At 67.3% G+C, this 1,851-nt stretch carries 1 protein-coding gene; it reads right to left on the reverse strand.

Annotated features, from left to right (window positions below; all coding sequences use genetic code 11):
- Positions 1-502: 502 nt before the first annotated feature.
- Positions 503-1,723 (reverse strand): IS110 family RNA-guided transposase, encoded by a 1,221-nt coding sequence (locus tag AC3WJM_RS22985; RefSeq protein ID WP_492273055.1) that lies wholly within the window; start codon positions 1,721-1,723, stop codon positions 503-505.
- Positions 1,724-1,851: the final 128 nt, after the last annotated feature.

The raw sequence follows: 1,851 nt of genomic DNA on the forward strand, positions 1-1,851 counted from the left end.
CTAGCTGGCTATAGGATTGTCAATCCTGCGTTTCCGGGCATGATTTGGCGGCTCTGCAGCAGTTGCTGCGGAGCTTGGTGGTTGGCAGTCACGGGGGCGGGTGGTTGTCTGGGGCGACCTTTGCCCCGGTGGTGCGCCCATGCTGACGTATGCGACCTCGGCGGCATGCGCCGGGTCATCTGGCGTTGTTCGGGCTGCAGCAGGGGCGAAGGGCCGGGCGCCAAGCTAGACACGGCGTAGCGCGTGAGCGTCCGCCATAGCCCTGACGGCGTCTGATCCGGCCCTCCGTCGGTTCCAGCGTCCCACCATGGGACTGCGTTGTGAAGGGTAAGCGGGGGAAGCACCTCCTTGGCGGTACGGGCTTCCCGGGTGCCTTGATCTTGCACCCCGGCTCCTCGCCGTCAACGTCGTTCGTCCTCGCTGCGCTGCGGGCGCTCCACGTTGACCGCTTCGGTACGCCGCGGGCGGCGGGCAGCTATCCGGGAATCCCACGACCGGTCGCTCAGGCCCACCTCGCCGGGTCGTAGGCTGCATGGTCACGCACGAGTGCATAGGCGATCCGGTTGGCGCGATGGGCCATCGCGCACGCGATGACCCCGCCATGTTTGCCCCGTTCCTTGAGGGTGGCCGCGCGGACCCGGCTGGGCGGGTCGTTGAACCAGAGTCCCATGCCGAGATCGATCAAGGCCCGGCGGAGTGCAACACTGCCCTCGCGGCTGATCGAACCGTCGCGCCGTTTGCCTGCCGACTCATACTGGGCCGGTGACAGCCCCGAGGCCCGGTAGATCTGCGCGGGCCCGGGCCAACGGTGCGGATCGCCCAGCGCCCCGCCGTAGTTCCCGGCGCGGACCACGCCCCAGCCCGGGGTCGTGGTGAGAGTTGCGAACGGGCTCATCGGCAGCAGCCGCGCGAACTCTGCCTCGGCCGCGTCGATCTGCGCGCTGAGCTCCGCCAACAAAGCCAGATCAGCGACAAGAACCTCCCTGGCCACCGCCGCGTCCTCAGTGGTTAGAGCGTCGCGGGCGGCCTGAACCAGCCGTTCCGCCAGCGGCCGGCGCACCTGGAGCCCGCGGGCGGCCGCGAACCGGACGAACCGGCCCGCGCCCAGTTTCGCGAGCCTTTTGGGGTCGGTGAATTCAGCCGCGACAAGGCGCCCCACTTTGGTGCCCAGCACATCCGGCAAAACCAGCGTCAGGCCCGGGAAAGCCCGGTCCAACTGGCCCAGCAGCTGGTTCTTCGTCGCGGTCCGTGCCTGGATCCTGCGTGTCCGGTGCGCCGCCCAGGCGCCAAGCTCTCCGATCACGGCCTCACCACCAGCGACGGGAATGCCACGGCCGGCCAGCACCAGCTCCGTGATCGCCTCCAGATCCAGGGCATCGGTCTTGACCCGGCGGCGTCCCTGCACCCGCCGTTGTTCTGCTACCTGCGCGGGGTTAAGCTCCAGCACCTGCCAGTCCGCGGGCCACACGGACGGCACCAGCAAGGGCCGGTGGTAATGCCCGGCGGCCTCGATGCCGACCCGCACCGGCACGTCGGCCCCTGCCAGTCTTCTGCGGATCAGCGCGAGGACACCCTCCACACCGCGTCCGGTCATTTCGAAGTTCACCGGACCCAACAGACGGTGCCGACCGGCATCGGTCACTGACAGCGCCACCACTGTCTTACCAACATCGACAGCCACCACAACAGGCAAATCAGTAGCAACCACAGCCTGAACAGACATAACAAACACCTCCAGGTGTCGGGAGGACCACTCAGATCAACCACAGGCCCTCCACAGGGAATCTGATACAACCCGTCCTGACATCTCCGGAGGTGTTTGTGAAGGACTAACTCAACTCATATCAGCCC

Source organism: Arthrobacter sp. FW306-1B-G06A (genome assembly GCF_058781765.1).